The sequence below is a fragment of the Mesorhizobium sp. WSM4813 genome, from assembly GCF_055811555.1.
The window spans coordinates 1-580 of sequence record NZ_JBVVQU010000160.1; the positions used below are offsets into that span (position 1 = coordinate 1).

The 580-nt window shown below is 65.5% G+C and carries 1 protein-coding gene; it reads left to right on the forward strand.

The features are described 5' to 3' along the window. On the forward strand, window positions 1–580 hold a 580-nt coding region (locus AC0L25_RS32495), incomplete at both ends, for a transposase (RefSeq protein WP_473599196.1).

Below are 580 nucleotides of genomic sequence, written 5' to 3' on the forward strand. Positions count from 1 at the left end.
CGATGCGGGGCTGGACGCGCTCTTCAAATGGCCGCTCTACCAGGCGGCCACCGTTCTCGAGCAACGCCAGCGCCAGCGCGGCCGCAAGATCTACAGCCTGCACGCACACGAGGTAGAATGCATCGGCAAGGGCAAGGCGCATATGCCCTACGGGTTCGGGGTGAAGGTGTCGGTGGCCACCACGCTGAAGCGCTCCAAGGGTGGACAGTTCGCCCTGCATGCAAAAGCACTGCCCGGTAATCCCTATGACGGCCACACGCTGGCAAGCGTCATCCCCGACATGGAAAAGACCATCGGCAACGAGATCAGCCGCATCCTCGCCGACGCCGGCTATCGCGGCCACAACGCACCGCAGAGCCACAAGTTCAGGGTCTTCACCGCCGGCCAGAAGCGCCGCGTCACCCCAGCCATCAAGCGCCAGATGCGGCGGCGGTCGGCGGTCGAGCCCGTCATCGGCCACATCAAGAGCGAACACAGGATGGGCCGCAACTACCTCGCCGGCCAGCAGGGCGACGCCCTCAACGCCATCCTGGCCGCCGCCGGCTACAACTTCTCCCTCCTGCTCAGGTGGCTGAAGGAT